The 22542-nt window shown below is 32.5% G+C and carries 21 protein-coding genes; 9 read left to right on the top strand and 12 right to left on the bottom strand.

The window, feature by feature from the left end; all coding sequences use genetic code 11:
• Positions 1-543, bottom strand: a complete 543-nt coding sequence (gene rsmD, locus ACM595_RS01105; protein WP_041079088.1) for a 16S rRNA (guanine(966)-N(2))-methyltransferase RsmD — start codon at positions 541-543, stop codon at positions 1-3.
• A 69-nt stretch (positions 544-612) separates the two neighbouring features.
• Between rsmD and ACM595_RS01100 the strand changes: the two genes are divergently transcribed.
• Positions 613-1002: a DUF7147 family protein gene (locus tag ACM595_RS01100; protein WP_041079087.1), complete on the top strand. Its 390-nt coding sequence runs from the start codon at positions 613-615 to the stop codon at positions 1000-1002.
• Positions 1003-1112: 110 nt separating this feature from the next.
• On the opposite strand, the gene ACM595_RS01095 is transcribed toward ACM595_RS01100, so the two are convergent.
• On the bottom strand, positions 1113-1364 hold the full coding sequence (locus ACM595_RS01095; RefSeq protein WP_037538808.1) for a YlbG family protein: 252 nt from the start codon (positions 1362-1364) through the stop codon (positions 1113-1115).
• A gap of 131 nt (positions 1365-1495) precedes the next feature.
• On the opposite strand from ACM595_RS01095, the gene ACM595_RS01090 reads away from it, so the two are divergent.
• Entirely contained in the window at positions 1496-2419 is a 924-nt protein-coding gene (locus ACM595_RS01090; RefSeq protein ID WP_115338586.1) for a glycerophosphodiester phosphodiesterase, read from the top strand.
• A 130-nt stretch (positions 2420-2549) separates the two neighbouring features.
• On the opposite strand, the gene ACM595_RS01085 is transcribed toward ACM595_RS01090, so the two are convergent.
• A complete protein-coding gene (locus tag ACM595_RS01085) occupies positions 2550-2984 on the bottom strand; it encodes a YlbF family regulator (RefSeq protein ID WP_002483650.1) in 435 nt (144 codons plus the stop codon).
• Between the two features lie 17 nt (positions 2985-3001).
• The gene (locus tag ACM595_RS01080; RefSeq protein WP_037538811.1) at positions 3002-4051 is read right to left on the bottom strand and encodes a CAP-associated domain-containing protein; all 1050 of its coding nucleotides are present in this window, start codon (positions 4049-4051) and stop codon (positions 3002-3004) included.
• 189 nt (positions 4052-4240) lie between these two features.
• On the opposite strand from ACM595_RS01080, the gene ACM595_RS01075 reads away from it, so the two are divergent.
• A complete protein-coding gene (locus ACM595_RS01075; RefSeq protein ID WP_069821871.1) occupies positions 4241-6499 on the top strand; it encodes an ATP-binding cassette domain-containing protein in 2259 nt (752 codons plus the stop codon).
• A gap of 95 nt (positions 6500-6594) precedes the next feature.
• Here the strand turns inward: ACM595_RS01075 and ACM595_RS01070 are convergent, their stop codons facing one another.
• Complete coding sequence (locus tag ACM595_RS01070; RefSeq protein WP_011303401.1) at positions 6595-7056, bottom strand: DUF420 domain-containing protein; 462 nt, start codon at positions 7054-7056, stop codon at positions 6595-6597.
• 24 nt (positions 7057-7080) lie between these two features.
• Complete coding sequence (cyoE, locus tag ACM595_RS01065; RefSeq protein WP_002483654.1) at positions 7081-7992, bottom strand: heme o synthase; 912 nt, start codon at positions 7990-7992, stop codon at positions 7081-7083.
• Between the two features lie 282 nt (positions 7993-8274).
• Between cyoE and ACM595_RS01060 the strand changes: the two genes are divergently transcribed.
• Positions 8275-9183: a COX15/CtaA family protein gene (locus tag ACM595_RS01060; RefSeq protein WP_011303402.1), complete on the top strand. Its 909-nt coding sequence runs from the start codon at positions 8275-8277 to the stop codon at positions 9181-9183.
• A 77-nt stretch (positions 9184-9260) separates the two neighbouring features.
• Here ACM595_RS01060 and ACM595_RS01055 read toward each other — a convergent pair whose 3' ends face one another.
• The 3 genes from ACM595_RS01055 to ACM595_RS01045 all read right to left on the bottom strand — a co-directional run bounded on the left by ACM595_RS01055 (position 9261) and on the right by ACM595_RS01045 (position 15004).
• Positions 9261-12716, bottom strand: a complete 3456-nt coding sequence (locus tag ACM595_RS01055) for a pyruvate carboxylase (RefSeq protein ID WP_164548947.1) — start codon at positions 12714-12716, stop codon at positions 9261-9263.
• A gap of 400 nt (positions 12717-13116) precedes the next feature.
• Positions 13117-14352, bottom strand: coding sequence for a cell division peptidoglycan polymerase FtsW (gene ftsW, locus ACM595_RS01050; protein WP_115338588.1), 1236 nt, complete (start codon positions 14350-14352; stop codon positions 13117-13119).
• Positions 14353-14728: 376 nt separating this feature from the next.
• A complete protein-coding gene (locus ACM595_RS01045) occupies positions 14729-15004 on the bottom strand; it encodes a YlaN family protein (RefSeq protein WP_002483658.1) in 276 nt (91 codons plus the stop codon).
• Between the two features lie 334 nt (positions 15005-15338).
• Here ACM595_RS01045 and ACM595_RS01040 point away from each other — a divergent pair, with 334 nt between their 5' ends.
• Together ACM595_RS01040 and ACM595_RS01035 are read left to right on the top strand one after the other, a co-directional pair.
• The gene (locus ACM595_RS01040; protein ID WP_002483659.1) at positions 15339-15821 is read left to right on the top strand and encodes a hypothetical protein; all 483 of its coding nucleotides are present in this window, start codon (positions 15339-15341) and stop codon (positions 15819-15821) included.
• A gap of 2 nt (positions 15822-15823) precedes the next feature.
• Positions 15824-15997, top strand: coding sequence for a DUF2197 domain-containing protein (locus tag ACM595_RS01035; protein WP_011303405.1), 174 nt, complete (start codon positions 15824-15826; stop codon positions 15995-15997).
• A gap of 357 nt (positions 15998-16354) precedes the next feature.
• On the opposite strand, the gene typA is transcribed toward ACM595_RS01035, so the two are convergent.
• The gene (gene typA / locus ACM595_RS01030) at positions 16355-18202 is read right to left on the bottom strand and encodes a translational GTPase TypA (protein WP_002483661.1); all 1848 of its coding nucleotides are present in this window, start codon (positions 18200-18202) and stop codon (positions 16355-16357) included.
• Between the two features lie 101 nt (positions 18203-18303).
• Here typA and ACM595_RS01025 point away from each other — a divergent pair, with 101 nt between their 5' ends.
• On the top strand, positions 18304-18495 hold the full coding sequence (locus ACM595_RS01025; RefSeq protein WP_037538825.1) for a DUF5325 family protein: 192 nt from the start codon (positions 18304-18306) through the stop codon (positions 18493-18495).
• Between the two features lie 89 nt (positions 18496-18584).
• Here ACM595_RS01025 and ACM595_RS01020 read toward each other — a convergent pair whose 3' ends face one another.
• The gene (locus ACM595_RS01020) at positions 18585-19409 is read right to left on the bottom strand and encodes an inositol monophosphatase family protein (protein ID WP_002483663.1); all 825 of its coding nucleotides are present in this window, start codon (positions 19407-19409) and stop codon (positions 18585-18587) included.
• Positions 19410-19672: 263 nt separating this feature from the next.
• Here ACM595_RS01020 and ACM595_RS01015 point away from each other — a divergent pair, with 263 nt between their 5' ends.
• Positions 19673-20284 carry a YktB family protein gene (locus ACM595_RS01015; protein WP_002483664.1) on the top strand — a complete coding sequence of 204 codons (612 nt, stop codon included), beginning with the start codon at positions 19673-19675 and terminating at the stop codon, positions 20282-20284.
• Positions 20285-20446: 162 nt separating this feature from the next.
• Here the strand turns inward: ACM595_RS01015 and ACM595_RS01010 are convergent, their stop codons facing one another.
• Positions 20447-20950, bottom strand: coding sequence for a DUF4064 domain-containing protein (locus ACM595_RS01010; RefSeq protein WP_002483665.1), 504 nt, complete (start codon positions 20948-20950; stop codon positions 20447-20449).
• A gap of 200 nt (positions 20951-21150) precedes the next feature.
• On the opposite strand from ACM595_RS01010, the gene ACM595_RS01005 reads away from it, so the two are divergent.
• Positions 21151-22506, top strand: coding sequence for an Nramp family divalent metal transporter (locus ACM595_RS01005; protein ID WP_419744486.1), 1356 nt, complete (start codon positions 21151-21153; stop codon positions 22504-22506).
• The last annotated feature ends 36 nt before the right edge of the window (positions 22507-22542 follow it).

Genomic DNA, 22542 nt, shown 5'->3' with positions numbered 1-22542 from the left:
TTAATCTCCTTTTTTTAATAACAAAGTGTCTGTCAAACCATAATGATAACGTTTTATCTCATGGAATGGCTCCGTTTTGATTTTTTCATGATGTTTAAACTCACAAACGATAATACCATTTTCTTTTAATAAATTAAACTTTGCAATACCTTCCAATGCTTCATCAATTAACCCTTTTTCATAAGGAGGATCTAAAAATATTACATCAAATTGTATTTCTCGTTTGGCTAAGGCCTTTAAAGCACGATCAGCATTGTTTTTATATACTTCTGCTTGTGTATCAATATTAAGGTTTTTTAAATTTGCTTTAATGACTTTTACAGCTTTAAAATTTTGATCAACAAATATCATTTGGTCAATGCCTCGAGATAATGCTTCAATTCCAAGTGCTCCACTACCAGCAAATAAATCAAGACCAATGCCAGAAACTTCGTGTAAACTATTAAATATACCTTCTTTTACTTTATCCATTGTCGGTCTAGTATTGCGTCCTTCTAAACTCTCAAGCGCCTTACTCTTATGTATTCCAGAAATTACTCTCATATGATTTACACTTCCATTCTCAAAATATATTTTATATAATGCATACTGCAGATAAGGAGGCATCGTATTTTGAAACAATCATTTATAAAGCTCGGAGAAGGCCTTACAGATTTATTCGAATTTAATACATTAATAGAATATAACCACCAACGTATAGCACATATCGTTTATTTTCATTCTCCAAATTGTGCACACGCACGTTCATCTGTCGCTATCATCATGCAACCAACCAGTGAACAACATTTCCAAGCAATGTATATTATGCTTAACGCAGTGAAATACCCTTACCCTGATTCCAATAAAAAATTTGAACTGATAAATAACCAGGCTGAAAAATATCACGTCAATATAAAAGCTGTTGACGTCCAGCCCACCGAACGATTTCACGACACTGAATTATATTTTAATTATTTAACAAGTGTCTTGCGCTTACAAAGATGGATTCCACCTTTGCAATAATATAACAAAAAGCCACTATAGCTATTGCATATACTATTGTGGCTTCCCTATTGTTAACGCTGATATAGCAACTGCTTCAGTCAGTATGCAGCAGTATCGTTAAGTTCATATTATAAAACTTCATGCTGTTCTTTCTCATAAACTTTCTTCAAATATTTATAAGGTGAACCTTCAACATGCTTCACGTATTTTAATCTCATTAATTTATCAACAATTTGATCCGCTTCGTCTTCATTAATGTACATGACAACAAATCTCTCTTGTCTATTAGTACTGACAATATGCCCGAATTTACGTACTTGTCTTTCATGCTTCATATGTTTTAGATATATAATTATACTTGTTCTTGGTACAATATTCATTTATTCATCACTCCATTTATTAGCTATTATATAATATCATGGCTTTTCCATTTTATAAATAATAATTATTTTGATGTAGCATGAACTTTTGCTATATTACTCTATATACCCAAATTTGAGGAGGAAGGCTCGTGACAAAAATTAATAACATAATTAAAGCTGGATTTTTAGGCACAGTCGGTTTGGTAGGAAGTTTAATTTTTATTAATAAATATAAAACAAAACCGCATAATCAAAGTATACCACCTTTCTTTTCTAGAACTGCACCATATATTTTTGCACATCGAGGTGGTATGGCTGTCAGACCAGAGCAAACTAAGCTTGCTTTTGATAATGCAGTCGCACATGATATAGATGGTTTTGAAACAGATGTCAGACTTACGAAAGACCATAAACTTGTAGTATTTCATGATGCTACTGTTGATCGTACTACAAATGGATCAGGTAAAGTATCTGAACATACTTTAGCAGAATTAAAACAACTAGATGCAGGTTATCGATTCACCGATATTAATGGTACTAAAGTTTATCGTGGACATGAAGATGCCAAAATATTATCATTTGATGAATTATTAAAACATTATCCAAATCAATTAATTAATGTGGATTTAAAAGATGACCCCAAAAGTAAAGAAGGTGAATTAGCGCCAGAAATCATTTATGAAGTCATCGTTGCACACCATGCACAAAAACGCGTTTTAGTGACAAGTTTTCACAGTCAACAAATTGAAAGATTTAATATAATTAGCCATGGTACTGTGGCGATTGGTGCAAGTCAAAATGAAGTAGCTGAAGGCGTATTGAAATTCTTCACAGGTCTTGGCAATACTTTCCAACCTCGTGCGAATACGTTTCAAATGCCTGTTTCTTTTAACGGGATTAAGCTAACATCGCCCAAGTTTATACAATGGTTAAACGAACGAAATATTGTTCCAGGCTACTATGGTGTTAACAATTTAGATATGATGAATGATTTAATCTTTTATGGTGCACATACCTTAGTCACTGATCGACCTGATTTAGCAGAAAGATTTAAAAATACGTATCCCAAATAAATATTATAAAATAAACGACAAGTGCTATTTACAATGATTTCAATATCTGATTAAATTCACAAAAAAGGAGGCAGAGTCCTGTTAGCGCTCTGCCTCCTTTACTATTTTCTTAAAAATTCCAATCTATCTTTTATAATGAACAACCACATGAACCGCCAGTGGCACAACCACCTGATTCTTTTTGGAAAAATGGATTGCCCGCTTCAATCTTCACATTCTCAGAAACTGCGTAAGCAATTTTCACAATAACTTGATCTATCAATTCCTGCAAAGCAACTTCTTTTTGTTTATAATCCATCACTACATCAAGCATTTCATATGCACGTTTACGTTTACGTGTTTCTAACATGACACTTTGATAATCTGGATGATATTTACCAAACCGCATAATTTCATCATATTTTTCTTTAGATTTTAAGAAAGCTTGATAAAGTAGATGCGCTTCATCATCATTGGCTAATGTCTGTTCAGCTGTTTTGTATGCTTTATATAATCGAGATTGTAATATTTTATCACTGAGCATTTCTATTTCATCTAGCACTGTTAAAGTTTCTTCTGTAATCATCGTCGTCCATCTCCTTTCTATTTATCCTCTACGAAAATAAGTGTGTAATAACCATTTGTTACTTCGCCACCCATTTCATTATATTTTGAATTTAACATCCTTGATCTATGGATATCCGAATTTAACCAACTATGAATCAACGTAGGTACTTCATTAAAATCATATCCTACGTTTTGACTCGTGGAGACAAATGATATTTTTTGTTCATTCAACTGTTGTTTTAAAGCATCTTCTGTAAATTCAACACTATCAGTCCCTGTAGCTTCATACAAGTTAAATGATGCAATATGAGCTATATCATTGTTAATTTTAAGTGGCTTGGCATCTTTTAACTTTCTCATTTCATTTGTAATTTCATATAATGTCATCAATTGATTTGAATTTTGCTCATAGGGCAAATCATCATGCTCACTTTGAACTTCTTTATCTTCTTGAGAACTTAACATTTGATATGGTTTAAAGGCTGCTAAGGCTTCGCTATCTAAATATCTAACAGCTACAATCTCATTTGATTGTTGGTCAATATAAATTTGTGCATAAATATTTTTAAACTTTATAAGTGTTTGCGTCTTCATATCTAAATCAGATAATTCAAGTTCATATTCTTTACCATCAACTTTAATCGTTGGTTCAGGATTAATACTGTATTTCTCAAAAACATGTGATGCATTATCGGAAATCTTTAATGGATCAACTTTTGCATCTTTACCAGTTGCGTACACAGATTTAATAATATTATGCTTTGTTGTAACAAGATAATATTGATTATGCTCTTTAAATATATAATTTTTAAAATCACCTTTATATGAATAAACCCGTTCAGCTTGCCCATATGTATTTGTAAGTTTTTTTAGGTTTTGACCTACCCACGTACCGATACCTTCTTTTGGCATCGGATTTTCAACTGATTCCTCATTTTTATTAATATTTTCATTTTGAGTAGTCTTCGTTGAATCTTTATTAGGATTCTCCAAAACATCAAACTTTAAACGTGGTGAGTAAAAAAGGTAAATCAAGAAACATATTAATAACAGTACACCAATAATTTTAATTATTAATTTTTTCATCGCTCACCCACCTATACTTCTCTTTCATTTATTGTACCTGTTTCAATATATCACAAACAAGGCATGCCGTCGTAATATTAGAAGTATATTGTAAAATACGACAGATTTTCAACATATTACGCTCTATTACAAATTAAGGTAATACACAACTCAACTTTGGGTATACTATGAAATAAGAGGTGAAAATGCATGTCAATGATACGCATACATGGCGCAAAGCAAAATAATTTAAAAAATATTTCTGTTGATATACCTAAACATCAAATAACTGTTTTTACTGGGCGTTCGGGTTCAGGAAAATCTTCTTTAGTGCTTAATACAATTGCCGCAGAATCAGAACGGCTTTTAAACGAAACTTACTCAACATACATACAACATCAACTAGCTCAATTTTCAAAACCAAAGGTCGACTTAATCGAACATTTACCAGTGGCAATGATTATAAATCAAAAAAGATTAGGTGGAAATTCTCGCTCTACAGTCGGTACAATCTCGGACATCTATGCATCTGTGAGATTACTTTGGTCACGAATTGGCAAACCGTTTGTTGGTTACTCAGATATCTTTTCATTTAATAATCCTAAAGGTATGTGTGAAACTTGTTCAGGGCTTGGTTACGTTGAGGACATTGATTTACATGAATTATTAGATTTTAATAAATCGCTCAATGAAGATGCGATACGTTTCCCTTCTTTCAGACCAGATAGTTGGCGAGGAAAACGCTATTTATATTCTGGTTTGTTTGACAACGATAAAAAATTAAAACATTTTACCAAAGAAGAACTAGATACCTTCTTGTACGCTAAGCCAATGAAAATTAAACACCCACCAGAAAACTGGCCTAAGACTGCAAAATTTGAAGGTCTCATCCATAGATTTAGACGTTCATTTTTATTGAATGACAACTTTGAAAAAAATAAATTTAAAGAAGCGATTGATAGAGTGGTTACTTCTAAAAAATGCCCTACTTGTCACGGAAAAAGACTGAGCACTTCAGTTTTAAAGTGTAAAATCAATAACTTAGATATTGCTGATTTTACAAATTTATCAATTGATGATGCTTTAAAATTCATCAAAAAAATTGATTCACCAAAAGCAAATGTCATTATTGAACCATTGCAACAGCAGTTAGAATCATTGAGTTATATCGGCTTAAATTATTTAACTTTATCTAGAGAAACCACCTCTTTATCAGGTGGAGAATCACAAAGAATTAAACTCATTAGACATTTAAACAGTGCGTTGAGTGATTTAGTATATATTATTGATGAGCCGAGTATTGGACTTCATCCAGAAGATATTCAGCGTATTAATGAAATTATTCTGTCCTTGAAAAATAAAGGGAATACAGTTTTAGTAGTCGAACATGACCCAGATGTTATAAAAATAGCCGATCATATTATTGATTTAGGTCCTTTAGCTGGCAAATATGGTGGTGACATTACTTTTACAGGTAGTTATCATGAGTTACTCAATTCAACAACACATACTGGTGATGCTTTACGCAGAACGCACCAATTAAAATCACCGAATTTAAGCGCTTCAAATTTCATAAATTTAAAGAATGTTTCTCGTAACAATATTAAGAATATGACTGTGACACTGCCTGAACAAGCTATGACTGTCGTAACTGGTGTTGCGGGTTCTGGTAAAAGTTCGTTAATCCATGCAGGTTTAGAAGCGCTAGCAGATACCATTTTTATAGACCAAAAACCAGCGCATGCTTCGAGTCGCTCCAATTTATTGACTTATTTAAATATATTTGATGATGTGCGCTCATATTTTTGTGAAGCAACCGGTTTAAAGAAATCGTTGTTTAGCTATAATTCTGCAGGTGCTTGTCCTGAATGCCACGGTAGAGGCATTATCAAAACAGAGCTAGCCTTTATGCCAGATTTCACACAAACATGTGATGTTTGTCATGGTAAACGATACAAACCAGAAGTGTTAGATGCTAAAGTGGAGGGGTATAATATTGCTGATATTTTAGCATTAACGGTTGATGAAGCAATCACCTTTTTCAATAAAAATAAGGATATCGCTCAACCACTCCAAGCTTTAAAATCAACTGGTTTAAACTATATGACATTGGGACAAACACTTGATACATTGTCTGGTGGCGAAGTACAAAGAGTCAAATTAAGTAAATACTTAACAAAGACTGTCCACCAACATATCTTTGTTTTTGATGAACCAACGACTGGTTTACATGAAGATGATATCCCCATATTAATAGATTGCTTTAAACGACTCATCGATGAACACAATACAGTTGTTATTATAGAACATAATTTAACGATGATGACTTATGCTGATTGGATTATTGATATCGGACCATTTGCAGGTGAAAAAGGAGGCCAATTACTTTATCAAGGGGAACCTCAAGGTTTACTTCAAATAAATGCGTCGCTTACAGCCAAGCACTTAAAAAGATATACAGAACGCTAATTGTCTTGTTAGCTATTCAAAACAAAGAGGAGTCATCTCATTGAGATGACTCCTCTTATATGCCTTTTAAAAAACTAACGCTTTATTTATGATTATTATAATCCAAACGTTGCTTTAAGTAGCGATGTTGTCTCGCCACCTGGATATAATACGTAAAGCAATAGGTATACAGCTACACCTGTAATAGCTGTACAGAACCAGACAATCGATGCTATAGGTCCAACAAATCTATGTACCTTAAATTTATCTTTAAAGGCGGTAATGATTTGTACAAGTCCTAAAATGCCCCCGATTGTTGCCAAATTAATGTGGAAAATCAAGAAAATTGTATAATAAATTTTGATAGAATCTGGACCACCAAATGCAGTATTACCTATAAAAATTGTTCTTGAAGCATAAATGATAAAGAATGCTAGTGCAAAAAATGCTGCAGCCAACATTACCTTTTTATGACTTTCAATTTTTCTTTTCCATATTTGACGCCAACCTATTGCAATAAGGATTGCACTAATTACAATAAAGCTTGTACTGATTGTGGGTAAAATTGGTAAGTTCATATAATACATCCTTATCATAAGTTATTAAAACATTTGAATGAGCGAGATGACAACAACGAGTACGAAGAAAACGACTAAATAGTTTAGTGAATATATAAACATTTTTGTTGCCCATTTTGTTTGATCTGTATCTTTTTTGAAGCTTGTTAATCCTAAGTACAGCCATCCTAAATTTAATAAAGTAGCTAACACAATAAATGTAACACCTAAGCTACTTAATAAGAATGGTAGTGGTAACAAGACAACTAACCAGAAAAACATACTTACTCTCGTACGATTAAATCCTTTAACTGATGGTAACATTGGTATATTTGCTAATGAATATTCATCCTTACGTTTAATTGCTAAAGCATAAAAATGAATCGGTTGCCAACAGAAGATAACTAAGAATAGTGCAACGGCTACTAAGCTTATATTTCCTTCTATCGCTGTCCAACCAATTAGCGGTGGAACTGCTCCTGGAAAACTGCCTATGACTGTATTCCAAACCGTATGTCTTTTAGACCAAATTGAATAAAATGATACATAACCAACAATGCCCAATAGACCAATAACGCCTGAAGGTATATTGAGTGCAAATAGTAATGCTTCCCCTATGAGCATCATTCCAAAGCTGAGAATTAATAAATTTCTATTTGAAATTCTTTCATTAACTGTAGGTCTCTGTTGTTTACTTGGCATGATACTGTCAATATCTTGATCGTAGTAATTATTTAAAGCACATGCGCCCCCCATAATTAACGTAGAGCCCACTAACATCATTAAGATTTGTGGTATTGACGAGAGGAAGGAATGATTTGCCAACACAATCGCTAACCATGATCCAGCAAATGCAGGAATTAAATTCCCTTGAACCAAGCCCATTTTGATGATTTGCTGTAACTCTTTAAAAGTTACACGGCTAGAATTATGCGCCAAAGTTTGTTCTTTGTTCATAATTTCCCTCCTATTTTTTTCATATAATACAATGATATATTAATTTTGTTCGATTGACTACATTAATGTAAAGATATTTGTGACACTTTATCGACATTAGCAAAAAGTCATTTTTGTGACACATTTTATTTGCTATTTATTGTTATAATAAAATTTAAGATTTATGAACATATAAAAATATATGAATGAGATGTATCATTATGTATACCTAAGTTGCTTTTAGCACTACTGGGCGTAATTAAATATTTTCATTATTATATTTTTAAAGTGGGGGGTTAATTCTTGTTTAGCAAAAAAAACCTTAAATGGTTATCTGTGTTAGCAACAGTCATAATGGCTTTTGTTCAACTTGGTGGCGCGTTAGTAACAAAAACAGGTTCAGCAGATGGTTGTGGATCTGACTGGCCACTTTGTCATGGCGCGTTCTTACCTCAAAATTTACCAATTCAAACATTAATTGAATTAAGTCATCGTGCAGTATCTGGCTTATCATTAATTGTCGTTTTATGGTTGGTTATTGTTGCTTGGAAACATATTGGTTATATCAAAGAAGTTAAACCATTATCTTGTATTAGTGTTGGTTTCTTACTAATTCAGGCTTTAGTTGGTGCGGCAGCAGTAATGTGGCAACAAAATGCATATGTATTAGCACTTCACTTTGGTATCTCTTTAATTTCCTTTTCATCTGTATTTGTATTAACTTTAATTATATATGAAGTTGACCGTAAATATGAAGCTGATGAATTGTTTATTAGAAAACCATTGAGAATTTATACATGGATTATGGCACTCATTGTTTATATGACGATATATACAGGTGCTTTAGTAAGACATAAAGAAGCAAGTTTAGCGTATGGTCAATGGCCATTACCGTTTAATGATTTAATGCCACATAATGTTCAGGATTGGGTAAATTTAACACATAGAGGTATGGCACTCATTGCCTTTATTTGGATTTTAATTACATTTATCCACGCCGTAAACAATTATAGAGAAAATCGTACAATTCGTTACGGTTATACAGCGGCATTTATTTTAGTTATCTTACAAGTAACAACAGGCGCATTATCCATTATTACTGAAGTTAATTTATTCATCGCATTGTTACATGCATTGTTTATTACATTACTCTTCGGATTAATCGCATACTTTATCATATTAATGTTACGTACAATTCGAAGTGGCGGATAATTAACGGTTTGGGTATATAATCACATAAAAAGCAAGCTCAGTTTTTAAGAAAACTGAGCTTGCTTTTTATTTTTAAACTAATCAACAGGTTCTTTTTCAATTTCAATCAATAAGTCGCCTGTTTCAATTGCTTCACCACTTTGTACTGTAACTTTTTTAACAACGCCATCAAACGGTGCTTGAATCGTTGTTTCCATCTTCATAGCTTCAGTAATCAATAACGCTTGACCACTCGTTACAGATTCTCCTTCAGCAATCTTCACTTCCGTAACTGAACCTGGCATTTGTGCACCAATATGATTTGGGTTTAATTTATCTGCTTTTGGCTTAACACTTTCATTCGCCTTAACATTTTCATCTTGAATAAAGATACGTCGCGCTTGACCATTCATATCATAAAAGATTGTACGTATACCTTTTTCATCTGGTTCCGTAATTGTCTTAAGTGTAATGATTAAACGTTTACCTGTATCAATTTCAATCTCAACCGTTTCATTTGAACGCATACCAAAGAAGAATGTTGGCGTATCTAAAAGAGACACATTTCCAAATTGTTCTTGTGTTGCTATAAATTGTTCGTAAACTTTAGGATATAGCACATAACTTATGATGTCTTGTTCTGTTACTTCTCTCTCTTGTTTTTCTTCTAATTCTTTTCTTACTGCTTCAAAATCAACAGGATCTAAATGTTCCCCTGGTCGATCTGTAATGGCAGATTGCCCTTTGAGAATAACTTTTTGTAACGTTTTATTGAAACCATTAACTGGCTGTCCAATATCACCTTTAAAGAATGACACAACTGATTCAGGGAAATCCAATTTATAGCCATCTTTTATAATAGTATCTTCATCTAAATCATTTTGTACCATGTACAATGCCATGTCACCTACAACTTTAGATGACGGCGTTACTTTAACAATATCACCAAATAAGAAGTTCACACGTCTATACATTTCTTTTACTTCATTAAATCGATTGCCTAATCCTAAACTTTTAGCTTGTTGGCTTAGGTTCGAATATTGACCACCAGGCATTTCGTGTTTATAAATTTCAGTATTAGGTGATTTAATATCACTTTCAAAATCACTGTAATATTGACGTACTGTACCCCAATAGTGTGATAACTCTTCCATACCATCTACATCTGCACGCATATTTCTATCAAATCCATTTAATGCATAATATAAAGAGTTGCCACTTGGTTGGCTTGTTAAACCACTCATAGAAGCTACTGCAGTATCAATGACGTCTACACCTGCATCTATAGCTTGTTTATACACTAATAAACCATTTCCACTTGTGTCATGTGTGTGTAAGTGAATTGGTAAATCAACCGCAGCTTTCAATTCTCCAATTAGTTCATTGGCAGCTTTAGGTTTCAATAATCCCGCCATATCTTTAATCGCTAATATATGGAATCCTTCACGTTCAAGTGTTTTCGCCATATCAACATAGTATTGTAAAGTGTAAATATCCGAACGATTTGGATTTAATATGTCTCCTGTATAACAAATCGTCCCTTCCGAAATTTTACCCGCTTCTTGTACAGCTTCATTGGCCACTTTCATTTGATCAACCCAATTTAAAGAGTCAAAGATACGGAACACGTCTATGCCAGCTTCTGAACTTTCTTTAACGAATTTTTTTATAACATTGTCTGGATAATTTTTATATCCAACAGCATTTGAGGCGCGTAATAACATTTGGAATAAAACATTTGGAATTTCTTTTCTTAATCTTTCTAAGCGTTCCCATGGATTTTCTTTCAAGAAATTATACGCAACATCAAAAGTTGCACCGCCCCACATCTCTAATGAAAAGCTGTCTTTCATTACTTGAGCTGTTTTAGAAGCAATATTCATCATGTCTTTTGTTCTCACACGTGTAGCTAATAATGACTGATGCGCATCTCTAAATGTAGTGTCGGTGATTAATACATCGTCTTGCTCTTTTAACCATTCTGCTACTGCCTTAGGTCCTTTAGTATCCAGTATTTGTTTCGTTCCCTCTAATTTTGCTATTTCTTTTCTAGGGATTTGTGGAATTGGCGATGTTTCATAGATCGGTTTAGGTCGTTTTTCTACATTTGGAAATCCATTAATCGAAACATTACCAATATATTCTAACGTTTTTGTACCTCTATCTAATGTCGGTTCAATATCAAATAACTCAGGTGTCTGCTCAATGAATTTAGTAGTATAATCACCTGTTTTAAATTGCTCATTTCTCATAACATTAATTAAAAACGGAACATTGGTTTTCACACCACGGATTCGCATTTCTTGTAATGAACGATCCATTTTTTCATTTGCTTGTTTATAAGACATAGCGTGTGTAGATAATTTTACCAATAACGAATCATAATAAGGTGAAATTTCTGCACCTTGGAATCCATCACCAGCATCTAATCTCACTCCAAAACCACCGCTTGAACGATAAGCTATGATACGTCCAGTATCTGGCATAAAATCATTTGTTGGATCTTCAGTAGTAATACGACATTGAATCGCATATCCTAATGTTTTAATATCTGCTTGACTTGGCATACTTATTTCTTCGTCAAATAGATTTTCACCATCAGCAACAAGTATTTGTGTTTTAACGATATCAACACCTGTAATCATCTCAGTAATCGTATGTTCCACTTGAACACGCGGATTAACTTCAATGAAGTAGAATTCTTCGCCCGATACAAGGAATTCCACCGTACCCGCATTGACATATTCAATATTTTCCATTAATTGGATTGCTGCTTCACAGATACGTTCCCTTAAATCATCTGACAATGCAACTGAAGGTGCCACTTCTACTACCTTTTGGTGTCGTCTTTGTACAGAACAATCACGTTCATATAAATGTACGATATTACCATGTTCATCACCGATAACTTGTACTTCAATATGTTTCGGATTGTCTATATATTTTTCAATATATACTTCACTATTACCAAATGATTTTTCCGCTTCAGATTTAGCTCGATGGAATGCGTCTTCTAATTCATCTTCCGATTGTACGATACGCATACCTTTACCGCCGCCACCACTTGTCGCTTTAATCATCAATGGGTAACCTGCTTCATTAGCAAATGCAATCGCATCCTCTTGATTATCAATAGGACCATCCGTACCTGGAATGACTCTTAAATCCGCATTAATTGCTGTTGTTCTTGCCTTAACTTTATCGCCAAACATGTCTAAATGTTCAACACGTGGACCAATAAATTTAATTCCTTCTTCTTGACATCTACGAGCAAATGTTTCATTTTCACTTAAAAAGCCATAACCAGGATGTATCGCATCTACATCTGCACGCTTAGCAACATCAATGATTCTTTCTATATCTAAATAAGATTCAGCAGGTCCTAAACCTTTGCCTACTAAATAAGATTCATCTGCTTTATATCTATGTAAAGACCCTTTATCTTCATTTGAATAAATTGCAACTGTTTTAATATCTAATTCTGTCGCTGCCCTAAAAATTCTTATTGCTATTTCACCACGATTGGCTACCAAAAGCTTGTTTATTTGTTTCACATCATGGTCCCCCTTAAATTTTGAATTTTCTAAAAAGTTAGATATGATTTTCATTATAGCAAAATACGAACAATGTATACAGTAATAAATTATTAAGTTTTATCTTGAAACTATTTATAAGATGTTAAATTTTAAAATTTTTATAATTTAAATGTACTTCTTCCGAATAAATCGAAAGCCTTACTATAACAAGCTTAGAAGAAAATTATATCACGTATTAACATTAATAAAAAGTTATTACTATTGATAACTTTTTATTATCATTATATCTATCTGTAAAAAGTATTTCAAAATTAGGTTTAAATTGTAAAAAAATAGACAAACATTTCAACTATTAAAAGTTAAAATGTTTGCCTTTAAATCCTTTTACTGATTATTAAACATTGAATTTAGTTTTTTATTAATACCGTCTAGTCATTCCAATATGAGTCTTTTTCTTATTCGCTTGTTTTTTTCTATAAGCTTCTATTCTTATTTGTTTACCGGTAATAAGTAATAAACCTAAAGCGATACTTAAACTAATCATAGATGAACCACCAAAACTGATAAATGGTAATGGCACCCCTGTTAAAGGAATTGTACCTGAAATACCACCTAAATTAACGAAAGTTTGACTTCCTATATAACTAGCTACACCAACACATACGAGTTTATAAAAATAAGAATTTGTCTTATTAGCTAACTCAAAGGCTCTATAGACGATAAAGAATAGTAAACAAATGACTACAAGGCCACCTACTAAACCTAATTCTTCACATATAATAGAAAAAATAAAATCTGTATGTGGTTCAGGCAAATAACCTAATTTCATGATACTATTGCCTAGGCCTCTACCTAGCAAGCCACCATTTCCGATGGCAATTAGGGAATTAGAAATATGATACCCCGTACCTGATTCTTGGCTAAATGGATTTGTTAACGTACTAAATCTTGCTGTTAAGTAATCTGGTACTAAACCAATAATTAAGAAGAGCGAGCCAATAATAACGACACCTACTATAATTAACAGACCGTATTTAATGGATTTTTGGACACCAATACCAGCATAGAAAAGTATTGAAACGAATATAATCATGATCAATAATGTTTGTCCAACATCGCGCTGTAACAGCACTAATGCGATACACAATCCTGCTAAAATAATTGGTGAAGTCATTAATTTTGGCTGTTTAAATACTTTTGGTCGTTTCTTTTCAATCATATAAGGAATATATAAGATGATTGCAATTTTCAACAATTCAGAAGCTTGTAAATTCATAAAACCTAAATTAATCCAACTTTTTGAACCATTGATATTACTACCAACAACTAGTGTTGCAGCAAGTAAAATAATGATGCCAATCATCATCCATTTTTGAAATCTAATTGTTTCTAATAATTTAACATTCATGAAGAATGCCATGAAAAATACTATAACTAAACTCATTATCACGTACATTAATTGTCTTGTATAAAAGTACGTACCTGATACGGATATGCCACCTGTCAACGATCCTTTTGTAGCAGCAACCATACTTGCACTATATACCATAACCAAACCAATTAGACATAATAATAAATATGTAACTACGAGTGGATAATCGATATATTTGGCATTTTTACTTATATATCGAAAAAACCGTTTTATGTTATTCATATGACATATCATCCAATTCTAATTTTTAATATTCTATTTGTTAATTCGATAACTGTATTTAATAAAAGTGATTTGAATCATCCGTAATCCTTTTACGGTAATCGTTTGATAAAAATAAATTTTACTTTTAACATTATATCAAACATTGTAACAATTTCTCGAGCAAATATAACACTAATAATCATTATTTTATTTTATTGTTGAGTTATTTTTTTAAAGCACGACAAAAGTGGCTAAGAAATGATCAACAAATGATTGATGTCCCAGCCACTTTCACAATACTTATGTAGTTTTAAATAATAAATTCCTATATAAGTTTATATATCAATTTTGGAATCTTATGTTTCCAGAAATAAATCTACCTACTGTAACCAAATTAAACATTAGTAAATGCATCATGCAATTTAGAAAGTTCTTTTTCTAAACGAAGCATTAAATCTTTGCCCACTTCTCTGTCAACTAAACCAAGTTGTACAGCAAAATCCACTTCTTTTTGTAATCCAAACATTTGTGTATCAAGTACTTCTTCATATAATGGGCATTGAGGTAATGTAAGATTATCCATTTGTACTTTAATAAGTTGGAGAATCCTATCAGCATCTTTATTCAATTGGTCATATGCCGCATTGTTAATTTTTTGATTTTTTTCCAAGACATACTCCCCCTATCAATTGTAACTTTATAAGAAGAGTGTATCATACTAAATAGTAAAAAGCAAGTGAATTCAAGAATATACGTTACTGTCTAATTTGTGATAATATTAATAGTAACGATAATTTAATTTACTCTTATTTATAATCAATGTGCCTTTATACAGGCCATTACTTGAAAACGGTTTAATGATTTTTATTTTTTAGCTCTGCTAAACTTGAATTAAATGTAACATAGATAAGTGTTTTGTTCACAAAAAAGTCATTTTTATCACTAAAATTTTTTCAATAAAATGATTATAGATATTTGTAATTTATGCCAATAGGAGTGGGATTATGATTCAAATTAAGGGTGAAGTTAAATTTCCAATTACGCTAGATAGTACGACTTGGATTTTTGATGACAGAAAAGTACAAATTGAAGATTTAGAACAAGGCGTTTTTGACGGCACAAAGCCAATCAATTTTGACGATAATCGCGAATGGAATAGGGCCATTCTAGAAGGTCAAACGAATCCGCCAACTCTAAATTCAGAAATTAAATATAAAAGACGCGCAGTATTAGAAAAATCTTTTGTTATCAATATGACACCATTTTTCAAAAATGCTGAACCTCATGATAATGCAACCACAATACGTTTGTTTAATGATAATGAGTCAATTGAAATACCAATCGACTTGTTACCTTACCTCTTTTTCCAATTCGCCAAAGATGGTAAAAGATTATATGAGGATTATTCTGTTGATAGCTTTGTTTATATTCCTGAAGAAGGATATTCTTATCAGTTTCAATATGTTACTGGTATAGAGGTGATCTAGTTATGAAGAAAGTGAAATGTATCATTTGTGATACGGAAGTGTTCATAGATCAAAATACATTAGAAGCCAAAAGATTACGTAACGATCCAATGCATACGTTTATGTGTGATGAATGTAAAAGTAGACTTGATACACCAAAACAACGTAATCAAGATACAACGTATAATCATCGTTAAACAGTTAAATATGTAATAAAACGTTTCTTAAAATATGATAATAATATACTAACAACCCAATAAAGCATCCGTGACATAAATGTCTCTAATTAATAAGGCACCTCATTTTTAAATTATTTAATGGTAATTTTAAAATGAGGTGCCTTTATTTTTTTAATATTAATATGCGTATTTTGAATCATAACATAACTTGCTGACGCCCAGAGCAATAGTAAGCGTGTGAGACTATAAGCTCGTCTATCTTACAAGCCTGAGATGGTTAAAATAATAATATTTTAAATATAAAGAAGACTCATCCTTAATACGAATGAGTCCTCTTATATTGAAATTAAAATGTTTTAGAAAAAAAACGTTTTATTATTCATCTTCTTGCATTAATTGTTTAATACGTTTCGCTTCTTTTTCACGTGCATTTTTCTCTAATACTGTTTTTCTAATACGGATGTTTTCTGGCGTAGCTTCTACAAGTTCATCGTCATTAATAAATTGTAAAGCTTCTTCAAGTGTTAACGTTCTTGGACGTTTCATTGTAACTGTTTGGTCTTTATTAGAAGAACGTACGTTAGTTTGGTTTTTCTCTTTCGTTACATTAACTGTTAAGTCATTTTCACGGTTATGTTCACCAACAACCATACCTTCATAAACTTCAGTACCTGGTTCCATAAAGTTTACACCACGGTCTTCTAAGCCCATAAGTGCATATGAACTTGCTTTACCTTGATCTAATGATACTAATGCGCCATTTCTTCTACCACCGATACGGCCTTTAACACGTGGTTTAAATTCTTCAAATGTATGGTTAATAATACCATAACCACGTGTTTGAGACATAAATTCAGTAGTATAACCGATTAATCCACGCGCTGGTACCATAAAGATAATACGTGTTAAGCCATTGTCTGTAGTGACCATGTCTAACATTTCACCTTTACGTTGTCCTAATGATTCAATCACAGCACCTGTATATTCTTGTGGTACTTCACATTGTACACGTTCAAATGGCTCACATTGTACGCCATCAATTTCTCTTAAGATAACTTGTGGTTTAGAAACTTGTAATTCGAAACCTTCACGTCTCATATTTTCAATTAATATAGATAAGTGTAATTCACCACGACCTGCAACAATCCATTTATCTGGAGATTCAGTTTGTGTAACTTTTAAAGAAACGTCTGTTTCTAATTGTTGATCTAAACGTTCTTGAATTTGACGTGAAGTCACGTAATCACCTTCACGACCTGCGAATGGAGAATTGTTTACTCTGAAAGTCATTTCTAGTGTTGGTTCATCAATTCTTAATACTGGTAATGCCTCTTGGTTATCAGTTGGCGTTACTGTTTCACCAACGTTAATATCTTCCATTCCTGATACAGCAATTAGGTCCCCGGCATATGCTTCATTAACTTCTTCACGTTTCAAACCGAAGAAACCAAAGATTTTTGTTACACGGAAGTTTTTAATTGATCCGTCTAATTTAATCAATGATACATTGTCACCGACACGCATTGTTCCTCTAAATACACGACCAACACCAATACGTCCTAAATAGTCACTATAGTCTAATAGTGCTGTTTGGAATTGAAGTGGCTCATCTCTATTATCTACAGGAGCTGGTACATAATCAATGATTGTTTCATACAATGATTGCATGTTTTCATCTTGTTTTTCTGGATCTAAACTTGCAGTACCATTCACTGCTGAAGCATATACAACTGGGAAATCAAGTTGTTCATCGTTTGCTTCTAATTCAATAAATAAGTCTAAAACTTCATCAACTACACCTTCAGGTCTAGCTTCTGGTTTGTCAATTTTATTTACAACTACAACTGGTTTCAAGTTTTGTTCTAATGCTTTTTTCAAAACAAAGCGTGTTTGAGGCATTGTACCTTCATATGCATCTACTACTAAGACAACACCATCAACCATTTTCATGATACGTTCTACTTCTCCACCGAAGTCAGCATGTCCTGGTGTATCTAATATATTAATTCGATTATCTTTGTAATTTACTGCTGTATTTTTCGCAAGGATAGTGATACCACGTTCTCTTTCAATATCATTTGAATCCATTGCTCTTTCGTCTACGTGCTCATTCTCACGGAAAATTCCTGATTGTTTTAACAATTCGTCTACAAGTGTCGTTTTACCATGGTCAACGTGAGCAATGATAGCTATATTACGAACATCTTCTCTTATTTTAGTCATTTTTATACAATTTCCTTTCTCGAGTAAATTCCCACTTTTCTTTGCAACTTTTTTATTATATCATATAATTGGTTAAAGAAAACTATAAAGGTGTGGTAGGGATGCAACAAAAAAAATCAAAAGCAATATTTTGGGTACTCGCTGTGGTTGCTATAGTATTTTTACTTTTATTTAGCTTCAGTTTAGCTGCTACAAATGTTCCATTCATGATTTTAACATTTATATTATTCATTGCAACATTTGGTTACGGTTTCACGTTGAAAAAGAAATATCGTGAAAATGATTGGCTATAATTTCATGTTGATTTAACATATATTCATAAATACGTCTCACTCTTCTAAGTATGAGTGAGACGCTTTTTTATTTTTAAAAATCGATTTAGCTAATCATTTTTAGCTTTTAATTTTTGCTGTAATAATTGAACTATTTCATAATTTTTTTTGAAATGGTTATCTATTAACTCTGAATGTAAATCCTTATTTGCCATTATAATCGAACTCGGTTCATATATGGATAAGGGTTCTCCTAATAAGTTTGTGCCGACGCCCCCCACTTCATTTAAGATAATCAAACCACCTGCAAAATCCCATGGTTGTAATCTAGGTGTCATATATGCACCTAATTTACCAGTTGCCACGTGTATGATTTCTAACGCTGCAGAACCATAGGCACGCGCGCTCCTTGCTTCATTTACGATGGGTTTAAACATTTCACCTAAGCGTGGTTTAGTTAGCCAATTGGGATTAATACCAATAATACTCGTTTTTAGTTGTGTGGAAGAAATTGCTGGTAACAAATTACCGTTTTCATATGCGCCTTCACCCGTTTTAGCATGATATAATACATCGTTCATAACGTCATAAACAAAGCCAGCATATGGTTTCCCATCATTATAGATACCGATTGAAATTGCAAAATTTTCTTGCTGATGTACAAAATTCAACGTACCATCAATTGGATCGATAACCCAAACTACCCCTGCCTCGTCTTTCAGCTCATGTCCATGTCCTTCTTCACCTATAACTAAATGATTCGGGTATGTTTGCTTGATGTTATCAAAAAGATATTTCTCCGTAGCTTTATCCACATTCGTCACTAGATCATTAGGATTTGATTTTGTCTCAATCTTAATGTCTTGTTTCATTATTTTTTTTACATTGATTCCTGCTTCTAATATAAGGCCTTTTGCAAATTCATAAACAGTCATTGTATCAGCTCCTTGTTCACTATTTATTATACATTAGTTAATACTTAAAAAGATATTAGCCAACAATTTATTAAATACTTCAATAATCAAGCATTAAATTTCATCTAAGTATGATTTATCTATTATAATTACCCTTTTTACTCGTTGTATACACGCACTAGATATCACTTATTCAGTATCATAAGGGTATAGAGCAAAGCAAATGTTTCAATGTTTATATTATGCTACAATACAAACGTATAGAATGATTATAGGAGGACCAAATGACTAAATATACATTTAAACCTAAGAATTTTAAAGCATTCACTGTTGATGGTCTTGATGCAAGAATGGAAGCACTCAACGAACGCGTTAGACCACAATTAAATCATTTGGGTGACTACTTCGCACAATACTTGGAAACTGCTACTGGCGAAATTTTCTATCCACATGTTGCTAAACATGCACGTAGAAGTGTCAATCCACCCAAAGATACTTGGGTCGCTTTTGCAACAAATAATCGTGGTTATAAAATGCAACCACATTTTCAAATAGGCCTTTTTGAAAATCAATTGTTCGTTATGTATGGTGTGATGCATGAAGCCAAGGATAAAGCGCAACAAGTACAAGCTTTTGTAGATCAATTCGATGCATTGAGAAATTTACCCTCAGATTATAGCGTGAGTTTAGACCATATGAGTCAAGAAAAAACGTATATCCACAATATGACTGACGAAGATTTATTCAAAGCGTTTAAGCGCGTTAAAGAAGTGAAAAAAGGTGAATTTTTCGTTGCTCGTACTTTGTCACCAAATTCAGAACACCTTAAAAATGATAAAGCTTTCCTATCTTTCTTAGAAGAAACGTTTGAACAACTGTTAAAATTTTATAAATAAAAACAACTGACCTATACGATTCTAATGTCACCTTCATAAATGAGTTATATAACTCATTTATGAAGGTACGACAATGTATGAGGTCAGTTGTTTTTTTGCGTTATCACGCTATTTATTAACACAGATTTAAATCATGATATTTTGTATGTTGCCTAATGATACTTAATAAATATAAGGGTCATTATCTTTCTTCTGTTTCATTTCACGATCTGGATCCATGTCCTCAGTTCGATTGGCATTATGCGTATCATTAGCGTTATCGTTTGAAACAATACCTTTGTGATGATCAAAGCGCTTATCCTTTTTGACGAATAACATGATACCAACAATAAACCACAAAATGAGCGCAACAAAATTCCCGGAAAATATACTAGTGATTGCTGCAATTATAAAAACACAAGCAGCCAACACACGATTTCCTTTGATAATAAAAGTTCCCAATATACCAAGTATCGTAGAAATAATTAATAAAACGCCTTGAAACATAATAGATGTTTTAAATGTTTCCATCGACATTTCTAGTCCTTGTTGCTGATTCATTTGATGAAATGCCTCTTTAAATTCTGGTACATTCATAAATGAAAAGACTAGAACCATTAATAATAGAAACAGTATACTAAGACCATTTGCAATCCACGCCATGATACGTTCAGGTTTCCTATTCATCGACTTCCTCCTTAGATTATACTTTCCTCTATCATATCAAAATTGCATTTAATTAAAAATCATCTCGTATAATGATCAAACTAATTAATCAATAGCCCCTATTCAAATTTTAATGTAGCCAAGAAATTTATTCTCTATGTATTTTTTAGGTTGACCTAATAATTATTTTGGAGTAATCTATAAAGTGTTAATAAATGAATATGGAGGTGGGGGTATTGAAAAATCATGTTCAAACCCATAATAAGAGTTTAGATGAAATTAATAATACGGTTTCCATCAATACTCATGGCAAATTTAGCCAAAAATTATTTTCATTTTTAGGGCCAGGTTTATTAGTCGCTGTTGGCTATATGGACCCAGGTAATTGGATTACTTCTATGCAAGGTGGCGCGCAGTTTGGATACATTTTGCTATTCGTGATTTTACTTTCTAGTCTGTCAGCAATGTTATTACAAAGTATGACAGTAAGGTTAGGAATAGCAACAAGTATGGACTTAGCTCAGGCTACTAAACACTATTTAAATAAACCCGTTGCATTTGTATTTTGGATCATTGCTGAGTTAGCAATTATCGCGACAGATATAGCAGAAGTTATAGGTAGTGCCATTGCCTTAGATTTATTATTTGGTATTCCGCTTCTTGTAGGCGCGTTAATCACAGTATTTGATGTTTTCTTATTACTATTTATTATGCGCTTTGGTTTTAGAAAAATCGAAGCCATTGTGGGAACACTTATATTCACAGTACTTGTTATTTTTGTTTTCGAGGTATTTATTGCATCACCTCACGTTACTGAAGTATTAAATGGTTTTGTTCCGAGTTCAACAATTATTACAGATAATGGTGCACTCTTTATTGCATTAGGTATTATCGGAGCGACAATTATGCCGCACAACTTATATTTACATTCATCAATCGTTCAATCACGTATGTATGATCGCAATAGCACACAATCAAAAGCACACGCAATCAAATATGCAACAATGGACTCAAATATACAATTATCAATTGCATTCATCGTGAATTGTTTATTACTATTATTAGGCGCAGCGCTTTTCTTTGGTGTAAATACAGAGCAATTAGGTGGATTCTATGATTTATATAATGCATTACAGAATCAACCATTATTAGGTGCGTCGTTAGGTGCAATTATGAGTACTTTATTTGCAATCGCACTGCTTGCGTCAGGTCAAAATTCTACAATAACTGGAACAATGGCAGGTCAAATCGTCATGGAAGGTTTTATAAATTTAAAAATACCAAATTGGTTACGAAGATTGATTACACGTTTAATTGCGATATTACCTATCATTATCTGTTTAATCGTCTTTAATAGTAATGAAGCAAAAATGGAACAATTATTAGTATTTTCACAAGTATTTTTAAGTTTAGCTTTACCATTTTCACTCATTCCACTTCAATTATCAACGAATGACAAACGTTTGATGGGACAATTTAAAAATAAATTATGGGTCAATATCATATCATGGTGTTTAATCATTATACTTAGCATTCTAAATATTTACCTAATTATTCAAACATTCCAAGAGTTATAATATATAGCATTATTGTATATAACTAAAATGAATATT

This window comes from Staphylococcus sp. LKG3-1, from assembly GCF_048568385.1.
Lineage (GTDB): Bacteria > Bacillota > Bacilli > Staphylococcales > Staphylococcaceae > Staphylococcus > Staphylococcus saprophyticus.
The sequence above is the reverse complement of the archived record's forward strand: the minus strand, read 5'-3'. Positions and strand labels throughout refer to the sequence as shown.

Excerpts from the sequence above, each read along its gene's own strand:
- cyoE (WP_002483654.1), bottom strand. The coding sequence starts at position 7,992 with ATGAACAAAGAACAAACTTTGGCGCATAATTCTAGCCGTGTAACTTTT.
- ACM595_RS01080 (WP_037538811.1), bottom strand. The coding sequence starts at position 4,051 with ATGAAAAAATTAATAATTAAAATTATTGGTGTACTGTTATTAATATGT.
- ACM595_RS01040 (WP_002483659.1), top strand. The coding sequence starts at position 15,339 with ATGATTCAAATTAAGGGTGAAGTTAAATTTCCAATTACGCTAGATAGT.
- ACM595_RS01035 (WP_011303405.1), top strand. The coding sequence starts at position 15,824 with ATGAAGAAAGTGAAATGTATCATTTGTGATACGGAAGTGTTCATAGAT.
- ACM595_RS01025 (WP_037538825.1), top strand. The coding sequence starts at position 18,304 with ATGCAACAAAAAAAATCAAAAGCAATATTTTGGGTACTCGCTGTGGTT.
- ACM595_RS01085 (WP_002483650.1), bottom strand. The coding sequence starts at position 2,984 with ATGATTACAGAAGAAACTTTAACAGTGCTAGATGAAATAGAAATGCTC.
- ACM595_RS01015 (WP_002483664.1), top strand. The coding sequence starts at position 19,673 with ATGACTAAATATACATTTAAACCTAAGAATTTTAAAGCATTCACTGTT.
- ACM595_RS01070 (WP_011303401.1), bottom strand. The coding sequence starts at position 7,056 with ATGAACTTACCAATTTTACCCACAATCAGTACAAGCTTTATTGTAATT.
- ACM595_RS01020 (WP_002483663.1), bottom strand. The coding sequence starts at position 19,409 with ATGACTGTTTATGAATTTGCAAAAGGCCTTATATTAGAAGCAGGAATC.
- ACM595_RS01095 (WP_037538808.1), bottom strand. The coding sequence starts at position 1,364 with ATGAATATTGTACCAAGAACAAGTATAATTATATATCTAAAACATATG.
- ftsW (WP_115338588.1), bottom strand. The coding sequence starts at position 14,352 with ATGAATAACATAAAACGGTTTTTTCGATATATAAGTAAAAATGCCAAA.
- typA (WP_002483661.1), bottom strand. The coding sequence starts at position 18,202 with ATGACTAAAATAAGAGAAGATGTTCGTAATATAGCTATCATTGCTCAC.
- rsmD (WP_041079088.1), bottom strand. The coding sequence starts at position 543 with ATGAGAGTAATTTCTGGAATACATAAGAGTAAGGCGCTTGAGAGTTTA.
- ACM595_RS01075 (WP_069821871.1), top strand. The coding sequence starts at position 4,241 with ATGTCAATGATACGCATACATGGCGCAAAGCAAAATAATTTAAAAAAT.
- ACM595_RS01005 (WP_419744486.1), top strand. The coding sequence starts at position 21,151 with ATGGAGGTGGGGGTATTGAAAAATCATGTTCAAACCCATAATAAGAGT.
- ACM595_RS01010 (WP_002483665.1), bottom strand. The coding sequence starts at position 20,950 with ATGAATAGGAAACCTGAACGTATCATGGCGTGGATTGCAAATGGTCTT.